Genomic DNA, 14517 nt, shown 5'->3' with positions numbered 1-14517 from the left:
TATGCTTCTATCTTTCTGCCGACCCGTCGCAGACCGTTTTCGCCACGCAGCCAGGACTACCATGCACCATTCGACTCACGACCTGCTCTCGCCCGTACCGGGCATTACCCGCCAATTGCACAGCTTCCACTACGGCCCACGTGGTGGCGCCAAGGTGTATATCCAGGCCTCGCTGCATGCCGATGAACTGCCCGGCATGCTGGTGGCCTGGCACCTCAAGCGCCGCCTGGCTGAGCTGGAACAGCAGGGTCGCCTGCTGCGCGAGATCATTCTGGTACCGGTGGCCAACCCTGTCGGCCTGGAGCAGGTGATGCTGGACGCGCCCCTGGGGCGTTTCGAACTGCAGAGCGGCGAGAATTTCAACCGTAACTTCGTCGACCTGTCCGACAGCATCGGCGACCAGATCGAAGGCCACCTGACCCAGGACCCGGCCCACAACGTGGCATTGATCCGCGAATACCTGCGTCGCGGCCTGGATGCTCACCCAGCGCACACGCCGTTGCAGTCCCAGCGCCTGACCTTGCAACGGCTGGCCTGCGATGCCGACCTGGTGCTGGACCTGCACTGTGACTTCGAGGCTGTCGAACATCTTTACACCACCCCGGAAGCCTGGCCACAAGTCGAGCCACTGGCCCGCTACCTGGGGGCCCAGGCCAGCCTCTTGGCCACCGACTCCGGCGGGCAATCGTTCGACGAATGCTTCAGCCTGGTCTGGTGGCAACTGCAGCAACGCTTCGGCAAGCGTTACCCGATTCCGCTGGGCAGCATCGCGGTGACCGTCGAACTGCGTGGCCAGGCCGATGTGAACCATGACCTGGCTAGCCAGGACTGCCAGGCGATTCTCGACTACCTGACCCACGCAAGTGTCATCGAAGGCACTGCGGCCCCACTGCCGGCGCTACCACGCCCGGCCACACCACTGGCCGCCGTCGAACCCGTGGCCGCGCCCCTTGGCGGGCTGCTGGTGTATCACGCCCGCCCCGGCCAGCACCTGGAAGCCGGGCAACTGATCGCCGAAATCATCGACCCGCTGAGTGACCGGGTGACCGCCATACGCAACAGCCAACCCGGCCTGCTGTATGCACGCAGCGTACGGCGCATGGCCACGGCGGGCATGGTCATTGCCCATGTCGCGGGTGAACAGGTATGCCGCAGCGGATACCTGCTGGCCAACTGATCGGTTAAAACCAATGCATGCGGCAAGTGGTCTGTAGAAGCACAACCTGCTCAGGACCTCTCGCCGCCATGCCCGCCCCTGCCGACCTCGCCAATGCCTGGTTCACCGCCCGTGGCTGGAAGCCCTTCGCTTTCCAGCGCCAGATATGGGCGGCAGTCGGCCGTGGCGAGTCAGGGCTGCTGCATGCCAGCACAGGCGCGGGCAAGACTTATGCGCTCTGGCTGGCAGCATTGCGTGCCTTCGCCAAGCCGGCCAGCGGACGCCAACCTGCAGGGTTGCAGGTGCTCTGGATCACCCCCATGCGCGCACTGGCGGCCGATACGGCGCGTGCCCTGCAAATGCCACTGGATGAGCTCGGCCTGAGCTGGACGCTCGGTGTGCGCAGTGGCGACACCGGCAGCGCCGAGCGCGCTCGCCAGGCCCGGCGCCTGCCAAGCACCCTGATCACCACGCCGGAAAGCCTGACCTTGCTGCTGACCCGGGGGCAGGCCGCCGATGACTTCGCCAGCCTGCGCCTGGTGGTGGTGGATGAATGGCACGAACTGCTCGGCAACAAGCGCGGGGTGCAACTGCAACTGGCCCTGGCCCGCTTGCGCCGCTGGCATCCGGGCCTGATGACCTGGGGTTTGTCGGCCACGCTCGGCAATCTGCCGCACGCCCTTGAGGTACTGCTTCCAGGGGGTGGCCAACTGGTGAAAGGCCGCCAGGACAAGCAACTGCTTGTCGACACCTTGCTGCCCGATGCCATCGAGCGGTTCCCTTGGGCTGGGCACATGGGCCTGAAGATGCTCGACCAGGTTGCCGATGAGCTCGACGTCAGTGCCAGCAGCCTGGTGTTCACCAACACCCGTGCCCAGGCCGAACTCTGGTACCAGGCCTTGCTTGACGCTCGCCCCGACTGGGCCGGGCAAATTGCCTTGCATCATGCGTCACTGGCCCGGGCGACCCGCGACTGGGTCGAGCTGAGCCTCAAGCAAGGCACGCTCAAGGCAGTCGTTTGCACGTCCAGCCTGGACCTTGGGGTGGACTTCCTGCCGGTCGAACGGGTACTGCAGGTCGGCTCGGCCAAAGGCATTGCTCGCCTCATGCAGCGTGCCGGCCGCTCTGGCCATGCACCGGGGCGCCGCTCGCGCATAACCCTGGTGCCGACCCATAGCCTGGAAATGGTGGAAGCCGCCGCTGCCCGTGCAGCACTGGCTGCCGGCCATATCGAGGCGCGTCGCTCGCCGCGCCTGTGCATGGATGTCCTGGTCCAGCACCTGGTCAGCATGGCGCTGGGCAGTGGTTTTCGCCCTGCTGAATTGCTTGAGGAAATTCGCAGCACCTGGGCATTCCGCGACCTGCGCGACGACCAGTGGCAGTGGGCCCTGGACTTCGTCAATCACGGTGGCCACGCCTTGACTGCCTACCCCGATTATCAGCGGGTAGAGGCGCACCCCGACGGGGTCTGGCGGGTGGCCAGCGAGCGCCTGGCGCGGCGCCAGCGCATGGGCATCGGCACCATCGTCAGCGACGCCAGCCTGCAGCTCAAGTACTGGAGCAAGGGTGGCGGCGGCAAGCACCTGGGCAGTGTCGAGGAAGCCTTCATTGCCCGCCTGCGCCCTGGCGATACCCTGGTGTTTGCCGGGCGGGTCCTGGAGTTGGTACGGGTCGAAGGCATGACCGCCTACGTACGCCGTAGTACCGCACGCAAGGCCGCCGTGGCGCGCTGGAATGGCGGGCGCATGCCGCTGTCCAGTGAACTGGCCGACGCGCTGGTCAAGCAACTCGATGCAGCCGCGCATGGGCACTTTACCGGCCCGGAGATGCAGGCCGTACGGCCACTGCTGGCCGTGCAGTCGCAGTGGTCGGCCTTACCCACCTGCGGCACGCTGCTGGCCGAAACGCTGGGATCGCGCCAGGGCTCGCATCTGTTCCTTTACCCTTTCGCCGGGCGCATGGCCAACCTGGGCCTGGCCAATCTGATTGCTTGGCGAGTGAGCCGGGTGCAGCCGCTATCGGTGTCCATCGCAGTGAATGACTATGGTTTCGAGCTGCTTAGCCCCAGTAGCGTGGATTGGGCCAGTTGCCTGCCAGAGGCGCTGTCGGGCGACAAGCTGCTGGAAGACGTGCTGGCGAGCCTGAACGCTGGCGAAATGGCGCTGCGGCGTTTTCGCGAAATCGCCCAGATCGCCGGGCTGGTATTCGGCGGCTACCCGGCCGCGCAAAAGAGCACACGGCAGATTCAGGCCTCCAGCGGATTGTTCTATGAGGTGTTCCGCAAACATGATGCCGGCAACCTGCTGCTCGGCCAGGCCCGCGATGAAGTACTGAGCGAAGAACTGGAGATCGAGCGGCTGCACCGCCAGCTGCTCAAGATGCAGCGCCTGCAATTGGACCTACGCAAGCTGCAGCGGCCTGGCCCGCTGGCGTTCGCGCTGTTGGTGGAAGGCATGCGCGAGACCTTGAGCACAGAAAAACTGGCCGACCGTATTGCGCGTATGGTGGCTGACCTGGAAAAGGCAGCAAACAGGCCATGAATGCTTATCTGCCCATCGAGCACTGTGGCGAAACGCTCTGGCTGCTACCGGACAAGGCGATCTACTGGCCAGCCCGCCGCGCCCTACTGGTGGCCGACGTCCATATCGGCAAGGCGGCCAGTTACCGAGCATTGCATCAACCTGTTCCACGAGGCACCACGGCCGCCACCCTGGCACGCCTGGATGCATTGCTGAACAGCCATGATTGCGAGCAGTTGATCATCCTCGGCGACTTTCTTCACGCGCGCGCTGCGCATTCCCCCGACACGCTGGCAAGCCTGCACACATGGAGAAGCCGCCATGCCAGGCTGAAGGTAGTGCTGGTGCGAGGCAATCACGATCACCACGCCGGTGACCCACCTCTGGCGCTGGGTATCGAGGTACGGGACGAACCTTTGCTGCTGGAACCCTTTGCCCTGCAGCACGAACCGCTGCCTCACTCCAGCCACCCAGTGCTGGCCGGGCACGTGCATCCGGTATTCGTGCTGCGAGGACGGGCTCGGCAAAAACTCAGGCTACCTTGCTTCCTGATCGATGCTCAGGTCAGCCTGCTGCCGGCATTTGGTGAATTCACCGGGGGATGGTTGGTCGAGCCAGGCCTGAGCGCCCGCGTTTTCCTTGCTGGCGGCGATCAGGTCTGGGCACTTGCCCTCTAGTCAGGCAACCGGAGAAGGTGGCGGCTCGTCGGGAAGGGTTGGTTCACCCGGCTCCATCGGCGGATGTTCACCGGGCTCTTTCGGCTGCGGCGTATCGGGATCTGGCTGGTGCGGCACGCCGCCGGCCTGCATGGGCAGCGGGTGCGCCAGCAGTGACCAGGCCAGCAACCCGATCTGGTTGGGCTGCAGTACAGCCAGCTTCGCACTGATTGCGGGGTCGAGTTTCATTGGCAGCTCCTGACGAGGGCCGACACGCTGCATACGTATCGGCACTGTTCAAACTCTTGGAGTGCCAGCAGGGAAAGTAATTCCCCGCGCTCGTCGGATCAGGTGCGTGGCAGGGTGACGCCGCGCTGGCCCTGGTACTTGCCGCCACGGTCCTTGTAAGACACTTCGCACTCTTCATCGGATTCGAGGAACAGCATCTGCGCTACGCCTTCATTGGCGTAGATCTTCGCCGGCAGCGTGGTGGTGTTGGAGAATTCCAGGGTCACGTGGCCTTCCCACTCCGGCTCGAGTGGGGTGACGTTGACGATGATGCCGCAACGGGCGTAGGTGCTCTTGCCCAGGCAGATGGTCAGCACGTTGCGCGGGATGCGGAAGTATTCGACGGTACGGGCCAGAGCGAAGGAGTTCGGCGGAATGATGCAGACATCGCTCTTGACGTCGACGAAGCTGCCGGCGTCGAAGTTTTTCGGGTCGACGGTGGCCGAATTGATGTTGGTGAACACTTTGAATTCGTCGGCGCAACGCACGTCGTAGCCGTAGCTGGAGACGCCGAAGGAGATGACCCGGCTGTCGTGTTCGCCGCGCACCTGGCGCTCGACGAACGGTTCGATCATGCCGTGTTCCTGCGCCATGCGGCGAATCCACTTGTCCGATTTGATGCTCATGGCGGGGGTGTCCTGAAGAGTTGCGAGGGGAAAATCCAGACGCGCATATTACCGGTCCCGGCGCCTGGGTTAAAGTTCCACGCCACATCCCGCGCCGGACGGGGGCTGTAGCCGCCGCCGATCCGAATTTGCGTAAAGCGTTCACAGACCATTGGCAGCTCGCGGAAAGTGGGGTAAGGTGGCGCCACTGTGCTGCACGTGACACCGAGAATCTCTAGTTTGATGCACGATCCTGATCGGCCCATCGCTGAATTTTCTGCTCTCTTTGCGCTCAGTCCCGGCCAGGGTTTTTCCTGACCGTTATCAAATTGTCCAAGGAGACAGAAAAATGTCCAACCGTCAATCCGGTGTTGTTAAGTGGTTCAACGATGAGAAAGGCTACGGCTTCATCACCCCTCAGTCGGGCGACGACCTGTTCGTGCACTTCAAAGCCATCCAAGCTGACGGCTTCAAAACCCTGAAAGAAGGCCAGGCTGTTACTTTCGTCGCTACCCGCGGCCAGAAAGGCATGCAGGCTGAAGAAGTTCAGATCGCCTAAGTCGATCTCAGCTTCCTAGCTTTCAAAAAACCCGCCTTCTGGCGGGTTTTTTTATGCCTGCTCAAAACACCAATGCGGTCCTGTGGGAGCAGCCTTGTGTCGCGAAGCGACCCCAGCGATTGATGTGTCAAAGCTGAGATGCTGGGGCTGCTGCGCAGCCCTTTCGCGACACAAGGCCGCTCCCACAAAGATCAGTCCTCGCTGATGGTGATGCTCGGCATTGCCGGCGCCGCCGCTTCCTGCAAGACAATCCGAGCACCCACCTGGCGCGCCAGTTCCTGGTAGACCATGGCAATCTGGCTTTCCGGCTCTGCAATCGCCGTCGGCTTGCCGCTGTCGGCCTGCTCGCGGATCAGCATCGACAGCGGCAGCGAGGCCAGCAGGTCGACACCATACTGCGCCGCCAGCTTCTCACCACCGCCTTCGCCGAACAGGTGCTCGGCATGGCCGCAGTTCGAGCAGATGTGCACGGCCATGTTCTCCACCACACCCAGCACCGGGATGTTGACCTTGCGGAACATCTCCACGCCTTTTTTGGCATCCAGCAGGGCCAGGTCCTGCGGAGTGGTGACGATTACCGAGCCGGCCACGGGTACCTTCTGCGCCAGGGTCAGCTGGATATCGCCGGTACCCGGCGGCATGTCGATGACCAGATAATCCAGGTCGTCCCAGGCAGTCTGGGTCACCAGTTGCAGCAGCGCACCGGACACCATCGGCCCACGCCAGACCATTGGCGTGTTGTCATCGGTGAGAAACGCCATGGACATGACTTCGACGCCGTGGGCCTTGATCGGCACGAACCACTTCTGCTCGCGAATCTGCGGGCGGGTACCCTCGGGAATACCGAACATCACGCCCTGGCTCGGGCCATAGATGTCGGCATCGAGAATGCCCACGCGGGCACCTTCACGGGCCAGGGCCAGGGCCAGGTTGGCGGCGGTGGTCGACTTGCCAACCCCGCCCTTGCCCGAGGCCACGGCAATGATGTTCTTGACGTTGGCCATGGCCGGCACCTGGGCCTGGGCCTTGTGCGCGGCAACCAGGCAGTCGATCGACACCTGGGCCGAACTGACACCGTCGAGGTTTTCGATCGCGGTCTGCAGCACCTGGGCCCAGCCGTTCTTGAACAAACCGGCGGCATAGCCCAGCTGCAACTGCACAGCGACCTGCCCAGCCTGGATGTCGATTGCGCGCACGCAGCCGGCGCTGACCGGGTCCTGGTTCAGGTAAGGGTCGGTGTACTGGCGAAGCACGCCTTCGACGGCGGCACGGGTGACGGCACTCATGGACACTCCCATTGGCAAACTGAGTACGAAACAGACGCCTATCGTAACCCGTCAATCGTCAGCAGATGCGTGCTTGGGGTGAAATATCTTCGCCGGCCCTTTATAGTGGCCGATCACCCTCATTTTTACCCGAGCCAGATAAGTAGCCGAGCCACCATGTCCGAGCCACGTCAGATTCTCGTCACCAGCGCCCTGCCCTATGCCAATGGATCCATCCACCTTGGCCATATGCTGGAGTACATCCAGACGGACATGTGGGTGCGCTTCCAGAAGCTGCGCGGCAACCAGTGCATCTATGTCTGCGCCGACGATGCCCACGGTTCGGCCATCATGCTACGCGCCGAGAAGGAAGGCATCACCCCCGAGCAGCTGATCGCCAATGTCCAGGCCGAGCACAGCGGTGACTTTGCCGATTTCCTGGTGGACTTCGACAACTTCCACTCCACTCACAGCGACGAAAACCGCGAGCTGTCGAGCCTGATCTACTCGCGCCTGCGTGACGCCGGGCACATCGCCACCCGTTCGGTGACCCAGTATTTCGACCCTGAAAAGGGCATGTTCCTCGCCGACCGTTTCATCAAGGGCACCTGCCCGAAATGTGCGGCTGAAGACCAGTACGGCGATAACTGCGAAAAATGCGGTGCCACCTACGCCCCGACCGAACTGAAGAACCCAAAGTCGGCGATCTCCGGTGCCACGCCGGTACTGCGCGATTCCCAGCACTTCTTCTTCAAGCTGCCTGACTTCCAGGCCATGCTGCAGCAATGGACCCGTAGCGGTACCCTGCAGGATGCCGTGGCCAACAAACTGGCCGAATGGCTGGATTCCGGCCTGCAGGAGTGGGACATCTCGCGTGATGCGCCCTACTTCGGCTTCGAGATCCCGGGCGAGCCAGGCAAGTACTTCTATGTCTGGCTGGACGCGCCGATCGGCTACATGGCCAGCTTCAAGAACCTCTGTGCCCGCCGCCCCGAACTGGACTTCGATGCCTTCTGGAACGAAGGCTCCAAGGCCGAGTTGTACCACTTCATCGGCAAGGACATCGTCAACTTCCACGCCCTGTTCTGGCCAGCCATGCTCGAAGGCGCCGGCTTCCGCAAACCGACCGCGGTCAACGTGCACGGCTACCTGACCGTCAACGGCGCGAAGATGTCCAAATCGCGTGGTACCTTCATCAAGGCCCGCACCTACCTGGACCACCTGCAGCCGGAATACCTGCGCTACTACTACGCCGCCAAGCTTGGCCGTGGCGTCGATGACCTCGACCTGAACCTCGAGGACTTCGTGCAGAAGGTCAACTCCGACCTGGTCGGCAAGGTCGTCAACATTGCCAGCCGTTGCGCAGGCTTCATCCACAAGGGCAATGCTGGCGTGATGGTCGCGGGCGACGCAGCGCCGGAGCTGACCGAGGCCTTCCTCGCCGCGGCCCCGTCGATCGCCGAGGCCTATGAAGGCCGCGACTTCGGCCGTGCCATGCGCGAAATCATGGCCCTGGCCGACCGTGCCAACGCCTGGATCGCCGACAAGGCGCCTTGGTCGCTGGCCAAGCAAGAAGGCAAGCAGGACGAAGTCCAGGCCATCTGCGCCCAAGGCATCAACCTGTTCCGCCAGCTGGTGATCTTCCTCAAGCCGGTGTTGCCGCTGCTGGCCGCCGATGCCGAAGCGTTCCTCAACGTCGCCCCGCTGACCTGGAACGATCATCAATCGCGCCTGGAAAACCACCAGTTGAACCCATTCAAGGCGCTGATGAGCCGCATCGAGCCGGCCAAGGTCGAAGCCATGGTTGCCGCCAGCAAGGAAGACCTGCTGGCCGCCGAAGCACAGGCACCAGCTGGCAATGGCGAGCTGAGCAAAGACCCGCTGTCGACCGAGATCGAGTTCGACACCTTTGCCGCCGTCGACCTGCGCGTCGCGCTGATCGTCAAGGCCGAAGCCGTGCCTGGGGCCGACAAGTTGCTGCAACTGACCCTGGACATCGGTGACGAGCGCCGCAACGTGTTCTCCGGTATCAAGTCGGCCTATCCGGACCCGTCCAAGCTGGAAGGCCGCCTGACCATGATGGTGGCGAACCTCAAGCCGCGGAAAATGCGTTTTGGCGTGTCCGAGGGCATGGTCATGGCGGCCGGCCCGGGCGGCGAAGAGATCTACCTGCTCAGCCCTGACAGCGGCGCCAAGCCTGGTCAGCGCATCAAGTAACCCCCCCTGCCCCGGCCTCACCGCCGGGGCAGCTCCATCTGCTGCGCCAATGCCGGACGTGCAAGGCGTTTCCCGGCTATTGTCATTCACATGAACGACTACATGCTGATCCTGGCCAGCGCTGCGCTGTTCAGCCATCTGCTCTTGCAAAAACAGCCGCCAAGCCGGCTGCGGCTGCACGTGTGCGGCCTGGCAGGTGCCTTGTCGACAGCTCTCGGGATAATCGGCGGGCAAGTGCTCGAACGGGTGATCGTAGCGCCCTTGCATGCGCAGGACCTGCGCCTGTTCCTGCTCCTGCCCTGGCTGGGATTGCTGGCATGGGGAGTGCCGCAGATGCTGGCAAGGCTACGTCCGCAGTGGCCCACCAGGCACCTTGGGCGGCCAATGCTGGGCAATGCATTGCTGCTAGGCCTGGCACTGCAAGTGACGGGAAACAACACCAGCGCGCTTGCAACGTTGAACGTGGGGATACTGGCCGGCCTGGGCTTCTGGCTTGCGCTGACGCTGTTTGACGACCTTTACCAGCGCAGCCAGCACGCTGAAATACCAGCCGCGCTGCGCGGCCTGCCCATTACATTGATCGGTACGGGTGTCATGGCCCTGGCGTTCTCGGGTTTCAACGGACTTTTCACGCAATGAACTTGATTCAACGTATCGACGCCCTGTTGCCGCAGACCCAATGCGGAAAATGCGGCCACAATGGTTGCCGGCCCTACGCCGAAGGCCTGGCTGCGGGCGAGGCAATCAACAAGTGCCCGCCGGGCGGCATAGAAACCATCGCCGCGTTGGCCGCGCTGCTCGAGGTACCGCTGCTGGCGCCGGACCCGCAACGTGGCAGCGCACCGCCCCAGGTTGCCTACATTCGCGAAGCCGAATGCATCGGCTGCACCAAGTGCATCCAGGCTTGCCCGGTAGATGCCATCATCGGTGCCGCAAAACTGATGCATACGGTCATCGCCAGCGAATGCACCGGCTGTGACCTTTGCCTGGCACCCTGCCCGGTCGACTGCATCGACATGCGCCCACTGCCGGCGGCGGTGGTACCGATTGTCAGCGGCCTGGCCCATACCCCCGAGCAACTGCAGGCCCGCCGCCAGCGCCGCGAACATGCGCGCCAGCGCCATGAACAGCGAAGCGCCCGGCTGCTACGCGATGTGGCGCGCCGGGAAGCGCAGCGCCTGGCACGTTCGGCCGAGGCCGCAAAAGGCGCGGCAGACCCGATCAAGGCCGCCCTCGAACGCATCAAGGCGCAGCAAACCGCCGCGGCGGGGCCTGAACATGACAAGCCCTGACCCACGACTACGCAGGGCCATGGGCCTGGTGTTGCTGGCCTGCATACCCGGCTTGCTCGTTTCGTTCTGGACGCAGGGTTGGGGAGTACTGTTCAGCCTGTTGCTGTGCGCCAGTTGTGCTCTGAGCTGCGAGGCGGCACTGTTGGCAGTACGTCGCCTGCCTGTTCTGCCGGCTTTGAACGATGGCAGCGCCCTGGTAACGGCCGTGCTGCTGACCATCGCACTGCCAGCAGCGGCACCATGGTGGCTGCCAGTAACAGCGGCATGCATTGCCATCGGCGTCGGCAAGCAGGCCTTCGGCGGAGTGGGCCGCAACCTGGTCAACCCGGCGATGGTCGGTTACGCCTTTGTGCTGCTGAACTTTCCACTGCAAATGACTCACTGGCCCAGCCAGGCCCTTGGCTTTATCGACAGCCTTCAGCTGGTGTCTGGCAGTGCTACCCAGATCGATGCTTGGGCGGGACCGACCATTCTCGACGGCCTGCGCCACAATCGCAGCCTGACCATCGACGAGCTGTTCGCCAGCCACCCAGGTTTTGGCAGCGTCGGCGGCAGCAGCAGCGAATGGATCAACCTGACCCTGCTGTTGGGCGGGCTGTTTCTGTGGCTGCGCAAGGTCATCAGCTGGCATGCCCCGGCAGGCCTGCTGAGCGGACTGTTCTTATTCAGTCTGCTGGCCTGGAATGGTTCCGGCTCGGATTCAAACGGCTCGCCACTGCTGCACCTGTTCAGCGGCTCAACCATGCTGGCGGCATTTTTCATCGCCACGGAACCGGTGTCCGGCCCCAAGTCCAATCTGGCCAAGCTGCTGTTCGGCTTTGGCGCAGGCGCGCTGATCTACCTGATTCGCACCTGGGGCAGTTACCCGGATGGCACGGCATTCGCCATCCTGCTGATGAACCTGACCGCGCCCGCCCTGGATCGGTTCGCCTTGCGGCGCCAGCAGGTCTTGCCATGATCGCGCCCATTCGCAGCACCTTGTTGCTACTTGCCCTCGGTGGCTCGGCGGTGGCGGTGACGTTGGCCTGGCAACACTGGACCCGCCCCGCCATCGTCGATGCCGAGCGCCAGTTGCAGGCAAGCCAGTTCCTCGCAGCGCTGCCGACGCAAAGCTACGATAACCATCCGCTGGAAAGCGCGTTGCCATTGCCAGCCGATCAGCCGCTGCATAGCAAGGTACTCGCTGCCTATCGCGCAACCCGCGGCACTTCGCCAACCGCCATCGTGCTGGTGAGCCAGGTACAAGGCTATGCCGGTCCTATCAGGCTGACCATTGCCATCGACACCGCTGGCCGCCTGATCGGCACTCGGGTGGTCGAACAGCAGGAAAGCCCTGGCTTGGGCGCCCAGATTGCCGATCCGCAGTCTGGCTGGCTGGAGCAGTTTGCCAAGCATGGCCTTGGCGATCACTGGGCGATCCGGCGCGACCAGGGCGACTTCGACCAGCTGGCCGGTGCGACCGTTACGTCTCGGGCAGTCATCGACGCCCAGCAAGAGGCATTGCGCTATTTTGACCAGCATCGCAGCGAACTGCTGGGAGCTCCCGACCATGAATAGATTCTGCTTGCTGGCAACCGGCCTGGCTCCACTGCTTGGCGCAACGCGAACGTTGCCTCAGGCTTTTGCCATCGGCCTGTGCATGCTCGTGCTGCCGCTACTCCACCAATGCTTGCTAAGCCCATTGCGGGCAACCCTCAACGGCGCGAAATACTGGCTGGCAAGCTTGCTGTTGCTTGCTGCGCTTGTCAGTTGCCTGCAACTGGCGCTGCGCGCCTGGGCATTGCCATTGGCGCTGGCGCTTGGCTATTTCCCAGCGCTGATCTGCCTGCAATGCCTTGCCATCGACATACTGCTGCCAAGCGCAGGCCGCTGGCGGCAACTGTTGCTCCATTTGCCTGGCGTGCTGCTCGCCTGCCTGCTGCTAGGTGCTGGTCGCCAATGGCTGGACCAGGTCGCGGGCATGCATCTGGCCAACCTGCCGGCAGGTGCGCTGCTACTGCTCGGCACCCTGCTGGCCTTGTACAATTGGCTAGGCCCCACCCTCACACGTCGTCAAGGAAAGCGTTGACCCCATGAATGCCGCCAAACGCCTGGAGATCTTTCGCAGGCTGCACGAAGATAATCCCGATCCGAAAACGGAACTGGCTTACACCACCCCTTTCGAGCTGCTGGTTGCCGTGACGCTTTCTGCTCAGTCCACCGATGTCGGCGTCAACAAGGCGACCGCGCGCCTTTTCCCGGTCGCCAATACACCGCAGGCTATTCATGCTCTGGGGGTCGAGGGGCTGAGCGAATACATCAAGACCATCGGCCTCTACAACAGCAAGGCCAAGAATGTCATCGAGGCGTGCCGGTTATTGATCGAACGCCATGACGGCGAAGTCCCGCAGACGCGGGAAGCACTGGAGGCGTTGCCAGGCGTTGGCCGCAAGACCGCCAACGTGGTGCTCAACACCGCCTTCCGCCAGCCGGCCATGGCCGTTGACACGCACATCTTCCGGGTCAGCAACCGCACTGGGATCGCACCAGGCAAGAACGTGCTCGAAGTCGAGAAGAAACTGCTCAAGTTCGTCCCCAAAGATTACCTGCTCGATGCCCACCATTGGCTCATCCTGCATGGCCGCTACGTTTGCCAGGCTCGCAAGCCACGTTGCGGCAGCTGCCGCATCGAAGATCTTTGCGAATACAAGCACAAGACCTCCGACGATTGAGCCAATAGCAAAAACTGCTGCCGCGCGATTGAAAAAATCTTTTTTACCGGACTCCGCTTTCTCGCTATAAGGACGGCCAATGGCCCTTTGGCTTGGAGCGACTCATGAGTACCGATAAAGACGACCTGTCGATCGAAGATGACTTTGCCACCACTGACGACGAAGCGGAGCCTCAGGTGGAAACCGCGAAGACCAACCTGAGCAAGCGTCGCACCATAGACAACCTCCTCGAAGAACGGCGCCTGCAACGGCAACTCGCCGATTTCGACTACGACCTGTAATCCCATGCAAAGCCTCCTTCGCGGAGGCTTTTTACATGCGCGGTTCAGTTCAGGTCATGACGCCGGGCCAGCTCGATCAAGTCCACCAGCGAGTGGGCATTGAGCTTCAGCAACAAACGGGTCTTGTAGGTGCTGACCGTCTTGTTGCTGAGGAACATGCTGTCGGCGATCTCTTTGTTGGACCTGCCCCGTGCAAGCTGCTGCAGAACCATCATCTCCCTTGCCGACAGGCGATCGACCATCTCAGACTCGCTTGCGCCCCCTACCCGCCCACGCGACTTGTGCAAGGCCTGATTGGGGAAGTAGCTGTAACCGGAGAGCACGGCCTTGATAGCACTGAGCAGCTCGGTGAGTTCTTGCTGCTTGCACACATAGCCAGCGGCACCCGCCTGCATGCAGCGCATGGAAAAGTGCCCGGGTGCTTGTGAGGTCAGTACCAGCACACGGCTACCAGGGCTGGCAGCTGCCATGCGGGCGATGACTTCCAGCCCATCAAGTTTTGGAATGCCGATATCCAGTACGACAATATCGGGAAGGTGTTCACGCGTGAGCTGCAAGGCGGCTATGCCGTTGTCGGTTTCCGCGACCACGTCGTACCCATGCCGCTCCATCAGCATGCGCACTGCCAAGCGTATGACCGGATGATCATCCACGATAAGGACTTTATTCATGCGATATCCATCATTCGTTATTTTGCTTTGACGACCGCCTCACAATAACCGAGCAGAACGCTCAATGGCGCGTCCATTCCCCGTACAAATAGCCGAATAGATGAACCCTACGTCGGTTTGGGAATTTTCCTACAAGAAAAAATTTACAAGATCTTCTCGAAAGTTCTTGCGAACACGCGAAGGAACAATAATCCATTCGCGCTTTTCATCGACCTCGCGAACAAATTCCCTCACCGGGAAAAAGTCCACAATTTAGGGGAAGAGGTCAGTAGGTTATTGATAAGCGGTACATGCCGG

At 62.4% G+C, this 14517-nt stretch carries 15 protein-coding genes and 1 pseudogene; 12 read left to right on the top strand and 4 right to left on the bottom strand.

Translation table 11 applies throughout. The annotated features are described in order from the left end of the window. Window positions 1-61 precede the first annotated feature (61 nt). The 3 genes from BUQ73_RS04200 to pdeM all read left to right on the top strand — a co-directional run bounded on the left by BUQ73_RS04200 (window position 62) and on the right by pdeM (window position 4352). Window positions 62-1177, top strand: a complete 1116-nt coding sequence (locus BUQ73_RS04200) for a succinylglutamate desuccinylase/aspartoacylase family protein (RefSeq protein WP_079226797.1) — start codon at window positions 62-64, stop codon at window positions 1175-1177. Between the two features lie 68 nt (window positions 1178-1245). Continuing rightward, entirely contained in the window at window positions 1246-3696 is a 2451-nt protein-coding gene (locus BUQ73_RS04195) for a ligase-associated DNA damage response DEXH box helicase (RefSeq protein ID WP_079226796.1), read from the top strand. Continuing rightward, window positions 3693-4352, top strand: a complete 660-nt coding sequence (pdeM, locus tag BUQ73_RS04190) for a ligase-associated DNA damage response endonuclease PdeM (protein ID WP_079226795.1) — start codon at window positions 3693-3695, stop codon at window positions 4350-4352. The genes BUQ73_RS04195 and pdeM overlap by 4 nt, the downstream gene beginning before the upstream one ends. On the opposite strand, the gene BUQ73_RS04185 is transcribed toward pdeM, so the two are convergent. Together BUQ73_RS04185 and dcd are read right to left on the bottom strand one after the other, a co-directional pair. Then, entirely contained in the window at window positions 4353-4580 is a 228-nt protein-coding gene (locus BUQ73_RS04185) for a hypothetical protein (RefSeq protein WP_079226794.1), read from the bottom strand. Between the two features lie 98 nt (window positions 4581-4678). After that, window positions 4679-5245 (bottom strand): dCTP deaminase, encoded by a 567-nt coding sequence (gene dcd / locus BUQ73_RS04180; protein ID WP_012313046.1) that lies wholly within the window; start codon window positions 5243-5245, stop codon window positions 4679-4681. 328 nt (window positions 5246-5573) lie between these two features. On the opposite strand from dcd, the gene BUQ73_RS04175 reads away from it, so the two are divergent. Further along, the gene (locus BUQ73_RS04175; RefSeq protein ID WP_003254922.1) at window positions 5574-5783 is read left to right on the top strand and encodes a cold-shock protein; all 210 of its coding nucleotides are present in this window, start codon (window positions 5574-5576) and stop codon (window positions 5781-5783) included. Window positions 5784-5974: 191 nt separating this feature from the next. Here BUQ73_RS04175 and apbC read toward each other — a convergent pair whose 3' ends face one another. Next, entirely contained in the window at window positions 5975-7069 is a 1095-nt protein-coding gene (gene apbC, locus BUQ73_RS04170; protein ID WP_079226793.1) for an iron-sulfur cluster carrier protein ApbC, read from the bottom strand. 156 nt (window positions 7070-7225) lie between these two features. Here apbC and metG point away from each other — a divergent pair, with 156 nt between their 5' ends. The 8 genes and pseudogenes from metG to BUQ73_RS28445 all read left to right on the top strand — a co-directional run bounded on the left by metG (window position 7226) and on the right by BUQ73_RS28445 (window position 13549). Further along, window positions 7226-9265: a methionine--tRNA ligase gene (gene metG, locus BUQ73_RS04165; protein WP_079226792.1), complete on the top strand. Its 2040-nt coding sequence runs from the start codon at window positions 7226-7228 to the stop codon at window positions 9263-9265. A 90-nt stretch (window positions 9266-9355) separates the two neighbouring features. Beyond that, on the top strand, window positions 9356-9904 hold the full coding sequence (locus BUQ73_RS04160) for an Rnf-Nqr domain containing protein (protein ID WP_079226791.1): 549 nt from the start codon (window positions 9356-9358) through the stop codon (window positions 9902-9904). Next, window positions 9901-10533, top strand: a pseudogene (locus BUQ73_RS04155) (RnfABCDGE type electron transport complex subunit B); the annotation flags it as partial. The gene BUQ73_RS04160 and the pseudogene BUQ73_RS04155, both read left to right, overlap by 4 nt. 10 nt (window positions 10534-10543) lie before the next feature. Then, window positions 10544-11515, top strand: a complete 972-nt coding sequence (locus BUQ73_RS04150) for an RnfABCDGE type electron transport complex subunit D (protein WP_079226789.1) — start codon at window positions 10544-10546, stop codon at window positions 11513-11515. Beyond that, on the top strand, window positions 11512-12114 hold the full coding sequence (locus tag BUQ73_RS04145; RefSeq protein ID WP_079226788.1) for an RnfABCDGE type electron transport complex subunit G: 603 nt from the start codon (window positions 11512-11514) through the stop codon (window positions 12112-12114). The genes BUQ73_RS04150 and BUQ73_RS04145 overlap by 4 nt, the downstream gene beginning before the upstream one ends. After that, the gene (locus BUQ73_RS04140; protein ID WP_079226787.1) at window positions 12107-12625 is read left to right on the top strand and encodes an Rnf-Nqr domain containing protein; all 519 of its coding nucleotides are present in this window, start codon (window positions 12107-12109) and stop codon (window positions 12623-12625) included. Before BUQ73_RS04145 ends, BUQ73_RS04140 begins: the two co-directional genes overlap by 8 nt. Window positions 12626-12629: 4 nt before the next feature. Next, window positions 12630-13268, top strand: coding sequence for an endonuclease III (gene nth, locus BUQ73_RS04135; RefSeq protein ID WP_079226786.1), 639 nt, complete (start codon window positions 12630-12632; stop codon window positions 13266-13268). Between the two features lie 104 nt (window positions 13269-13372). Beyond that, on the top strand, window positions 13373-13549 hold the full coding sequence (locus BUQ73_RS28445) for a PA3496 family putative envelope integrity protein (RefSeq protein ID WP_192858684.1): 177 nt from the start codon (window positions 13373-13375) through the stop codon (window positions 13547-13549). Window positions 13550-13593: 44 nt separating this feature from the next. On the opposite strand, the gene BUQ73_RS04130 is transcribed toward BUQ73_RS28445, so the two are convergent. Further along, the gene (locus BUQ73_RS04130) at window positions 13594-14220 is read right to left on the bottom strand and encodes a response regulator transcription factor (RefSeq protein ID WP_079226785.1); all 627 of its coding nucleotides are present in this window, start codon (window positions 14218-14220) and stop codon (window positions 13594-13596) included. Window positions 14221-14517 lie beyond the last annotated feature (297 nt).

The sequence above is a fragment of the Pseudomonas putida genome (assembly GCF_002025705.1).
Classification (GTDB): domain Bacteria; phylum Pseudomonadota; class Gammaproteobacteria; order Pseudomonadales; family Pseudomonadaceae; genus Aquipseudomonas; species Aquipseudomonas putida_J.
Note: the sequence above shows the minus strand (reverse complement) of the source record. Positions and strands in the feature narration are given on the sequence as shown.